The sequence below is a fragment of the Tunicatimonas sp. genome (genome assembly GCF_049647865.1).
GTDB lineage: Bacteria > Bacteroidota > Bacteroidia > Cytophagales > Cyclobacteriaceae > Tunicatimonas.
On sequence record NZ_JBARYM010000571.1, the window covers coordinates 1 to 4,003 of the forward strand.

At 45.1% G+C, this 4,003-nt stretch carries 7 protein-coding genes; all 7 read right to left on the reverse strand.

All coding sequences use genetic code 11. The features are described 5' to 3' along the window. A partial coding sequence (locus tag WBA23_RS16895) for a zinc-dependent peptidase (protein WP_424583462.1) occupies positions 1-288 on the reverse strand: 288 nt, incomplete at its 3' end. A gap of 46 nt (positions 289-334) precedes the next feature. Beyond that, complete coding sequence (locus WBA23_RS16900) at positions 335-1,837, reverse strand: glycine--tRNA ligase (RefSeq protein ID WP_424583463.1); 1,503 nt, start codon at positions 1,835-1,837, stop codon at positions 335-337. 119 nt (positions 1,838-1,956) lie between these two features. Beyond that, on the reverse strand, positions 1,957-2,460 hold the full coding sequence (locus WBA23_RS16905; RefSeq protein ID WP_424583464.1) for a hypothetical protein: 504 nt from the start codon (positions 2,458-2,460) through the stop codon (positions 1,957-1,959). Continuing rightward, positions 2,451-2,633, reverse strand: coding sequence for a hypothetical protein (locus WBA23_RS16910; RefSeq protein ID WP_424583465.1), 183 nt, complete (start codon positions 2,631-2,633; stop codon positions 2,451-2,453). The genes WBA23_RS16905 and WBA23_RS16910 overlap by 10 nt, the downstream gene beginning before the upstream one ends. Further along, positions 2,630-2,839, reverse strand: coding sequence for a hypothetical protein (locus WBA23_RS16915; RefSeq protein WP_424583466.1), 210 nt, complete (start codon positions 2,837-2,839; stop codon positions 2,630-2,632). The genes WBA23_RS16910 and WBA23_RS16915 overlap by 4 nt, the downstream gene beginning before the upstream one ends. A gap of 148 nt (positions 2,840-2,987) precedes the next feature. Beyond that, positions 2,988-3,452: a hypothetical protein gene (locus tag WBA23_RS16920; protein ID WP_424583467.1), complete on the reverse strand. Its 465-nt coding sequence runs from the start codon at positions 3,450-3,452 to the stop codon at positions 2,988-2,990. Between the two features lie 56 nt (positions 3,453-3,508). After that, positions 3,509-4,003: dTDP-glucose 4,6-dehydratase (locus tag WBA23_RS16925; RefSeq protein ID WP_424583468.1), on the reverse strand; the 495-nt coding region annotated here is incomplete at its 5' end.

The window sequence follows — 4,003 nt, forward strand, 5'->3', positions numbered from 1 at the left end:
GGTAAGCTGTACTGCCGAGGCGGCAACCATCGCTTTCATCTCTAGTGTAACCGGCTGAAAGCCACGGGCAACAAATTGTTTTTGCTGCATAAAGTGCATTACGCGCTTCAGAAAGGTCTTCTTCTGCACTAAAGGCAACTGCTGGTAGTAGGGGAAGTACTTCGCCAGAATAGTTTCTATCTGCCGAACCTTTATTAGGGGGTATAAGGGCGCGGGGGTAGAAAAGCTGCGATACAAAATAGCCGCCCCAACCAGCACTACCGAAAACAAAGCTAGGAGCAAGACCATAAAAGTAGACTGCTTTCTAGTGTGAGAACATACTGTAGAGTGTTAACTACTCTGCTAAATTACGTAGTACGCTTTGCAGCGAAACCCGTTCCAGCAGCGTAGTGCGCAGATCGCTCACGGCAATTCGTTCCTGCTCCGTGCTATCGCGCTCTCGGATAGTAACCGTATCATCTTCCAGCGTTTGATGGTCTACGGCAATGCAGTAAGGCGTACCGATTAAATCCTGACGGGTGTAGCGCTTGCCGATAGCGGCACTCTCTTCGTACACCACCTTCATATCCAGCTTCAGTGATTCGTAAATCTCCTTGGCTTTTTCGGGTAATCCGTCTTTTTTGATTAGTGGCAGCACCGCGGCTTTGACCGGAGCCAGGGCGGGGTGAATCTTAAGATAGATACGCTTCTTTTCATTGCCCTTCGCATCTACGCCGGTGTCTTCGGTGTAGGCTTCGCATAAGGTCATTAGAAACAGGCGGTCCGCTCCAATAGAAGTTTCAATCACGTAGGGCACGTAGCTTTCCGATACATCCGGGTCGTAGTACTGCTGTTTCTTCTTGGAAAGTTTTTGGTGCTCGGTAAGGTCAAAATCAGTACGCGAATGAATGCCTTCTACCTCCTTGAAACCAAACGGAAATTGATACTCAATATCTACCGCAGCATCGGCGTAGTGGGCTAGCTTATCGTGCTCATGAATACGGAACTTCTCCACAGGAATACCTACCGCCTCGTGCCAGCGCATCCTAACTTTTTTCCAGTGATCAAACCACTCAGCTTGGGTGCCCGGGCGTACGAAGAATTGCATCTCCATCTGCTCAAACTCCCGCATCCGGAAGATGAACTGCCGGGCTACAATCTCATTACGAAAGGCTTTGCCGATCTGGGCAATCCCGAACGGAATCTTCTGCCGGGCGGTTTTCTGCACATTCAGAAAGTTGACAAAGATACCTTGAGCGGTCTCGGGACGCAGGTAAATTTTGCTAGAATCTTCGGCTACCGAACCTACCTGGGTAGAGAACATTAGGTTGAACTGCCGCACTTCGGTCCAGTTGGTTGTCCCTGATTCGGGGCAAACAATATCGTACTCTACAATTAGATCGCGTACTCCGGTTAGGTCTTCGGCTTCAAGCAATTCGTTCATGCGCTTGAGCAGTAACTGAGCGGTCTTTATCTCCCCTTCCTTTTCTAGCTGCGCGGCTCTATCTTCGATCAGCGTATCGGCCCGGTAGCGTTTGTTGGAGTCCTTGTTATCGATCATCGGATCGTTAAAGCTATCAATGTGGCCGGAGGCTTTCCAGGTTTGGGGCTGCATAAAAATGGCCGCATCCAGCCCAACGATATTATCGTTCAGGCGAGTCATGGCTTGCCACCAGAATTGCTTGAGGTTGTTTTTAAGCTCTACTCCGTAGGGGCCGTAGTCGTACACGGCTTGCAGGCCATCGTAAATTTCACTGGAAGGGTACACAAAGCCGTACTCTTTCGCGTGGGCAATCACTTGCTTGAGCGAGCTTTCGGGTTCGTGCGGAGATGCTTCTTTAGATTTGTTCTTTGCCATAGCCGCAAAGATAGAAAAGCCCGAAGTGGATTTACAACGAAAGGCCTAAATTATTGGTGGGGATTAATTCTGCTTGGAAAGAGCGAAAAGCGAGAGCAGACTGTTTGGCTACATAGATTTTAGCTACCTTTCTTCAAAATCTTGACCTTCTTCAGTTCCTGGGCATCAACCAAATCTTTTAACGAATCATCAATTCTACGCGTATTTTCCTTCATCTCGATCAGATGATCTATGTTTACTACTGGAATGTTTAGTTGTTCCAGATCCATTACTTCCGCACCGTTATAGCAATCTTGCCAACTCAGTTCAGTGTAGAATATGTAAGTCATCAGGTCAATCTTTAGCCGGTTATCATCGTCATTTAGTTTGATAGGAGTTGGGTTATCAATGTCTCGTTCCTTTCTAATTTTGTCAACCATTTCTTTAGGATAACCAATGTCAACCAAGGCAGAATATAGCCGGTCTACATTTTCGCTTTCTGGTTCTACCCATAAGTCCATATCTCCCGTATAGCGAGCGTATCCATGATAAGATACCGCTAATCCACCAACTAGAACGTAGCGCACATTCGCTTTACCTAGTGCCTGTAGGATCTCAATATAGAACGGGTTATTTATATCCACTCTATCTTTCTCTTATCATAAGTCACTAATTTTTTTGGATAAGTAGCCAATATCAATGTCATCATATAGTCCCATCGCTCTTGGGGGTTTAAAGCTAAATAAGCAAGCCTGTCTTCCGTTTCTGGGTCTACATCTGGGTTCCAAGAAATATTTCGTTTGGATTTTTTGGTCATAGCTGCTTAGTTTCATCCTCAATATAGTAGATCGTACGTTTGACAGAAGAATTGGTAGCATCTATTCCTGCCATAGCGCAGTTACGAATAATATGTTTGCAATACTCAGCCAACCGCTCTTCCATCGTTTTACTCAAGGCCCATTCCACTTCCTTTTCCAGGTAATCCTCATCAGGTTCAATGTAGCTAATCTTTCGGGTGTTCATATATGAGTGTTACGGTGCGTGGGGTCAGCGTGTTTAGGCCGCCGTGGAACAGTAGTCAGATAATTCCAATATCTATGGAAAACTATTCATAGAACCTGCGCCCCAACTTTAGTAATAGCGTACTGGCAATATCTCCGTTCAGATAAGGCTAGACCATCATCTTCAAGCCAATTAGATATTGATCTGAGACAGCAACTTCATTTTCTACGATCACACTGAAGCCTAGCGATAACCTATCATTTTGGATAGCATCATTTCTTCGTGGGTAAGTATCTGTAACATACATCAGCGATGGCCCCGTTCCAAGCTGAAAATTATAAATACCGCGATTTCCGAAAGGTGAAACAAATACGTTGGCGTCTAAATGAGCAGTAAAAGTTCTCTGCGGAAAATTTGAATCGTAGAATTCGCTGTCGCCGTAACCGATACCCAATGCTACTGAATTGCTAACGATTCTGTTCCATTTGCGCGTGGCTTCGCCTTCTATTTTACCAACCAGCATATCACCCGTACCCAAAAAAGAAACTCCCATTCCAATTCTAACGTCGTGCACAATTTGCGCCTCAGCCACAACTATTGTTAGAATGAATAGTACAGTTACTACCTTCTTCATTGAAGTGAGTTCTGAATGTTTTAGTACCGTAACACGTAAAACTTTAACACTAAAAATCAACCATACTGCCCTTCGTAGTATTTCTGATAATTACCCGAGGTAACATTTTCCAGCCATTGCTCATTAGATAAGTACCAGTCTACTGTCTTTTCAATACCCTCTTCAAACTGAAGCGAAGGTTTCCAGCCCAGTTCGTTCATCAGTTTATGGGCATCAATGGCGTAGCGTAAATCATGCCCGGCTCGGTCGGTAACAAAGGTGATAAGCTTTTCGGAAGTACCTTCGGTACGATCAAGCTTTCTATCCATCACTTGGCACAGTAGTCGTACAATATCAATGTTTTTCCACTCATTGAAACCGCCAATGTTGTAGGTTTCACCTACTTTTCCTTGGTGGAAAATAGTGTCAATCGCTCGAGCGTGGTCTTCTACGTAGAGCCAGTCGCGCACATTCTCTCCTTTGCCGTAAATGGGCAGCGGCTTATTATGTTTGATGTTATTGATACAAAGCGGAATCAGCTTTTCAGGGAAATGATTAGGACCGTAATTGTT

What these genes read in the sequence shown, in the direction of transcription:
- WBA23_RS16900 (WP_424583463.1), bottom strand. Translation starts at nt 1,837, where the DNA reads ATGGCAAAGAACAAATCTAAAGAAGCATCTCCGCACGAACCCGAAAGC.
- WBA23_RS16910 (WP_424583465.1), bottom strand. Translation starts at nt 2,633, where the DNA reads ATGACCAAAAAATCCAAACGAAATATTTCTTGGAACCCAGATGTAGAC.
- WBA23_RS16915 (WP_424583466.1), bottom strand. Translation starts at nt 2,839, where the DNA reads ATGAACACCCGAAAGATTAGCTACATTGAACCTGATGAGGATTACCTG.
- WBA23_RS16920 (WP_424583467.1), bottom strand. Translation starts at nt 3,452, where the DNA reads ATGAAGAAGGTAGTAACTGTACTATTCATTCTAACAATAGTTGTGGCT.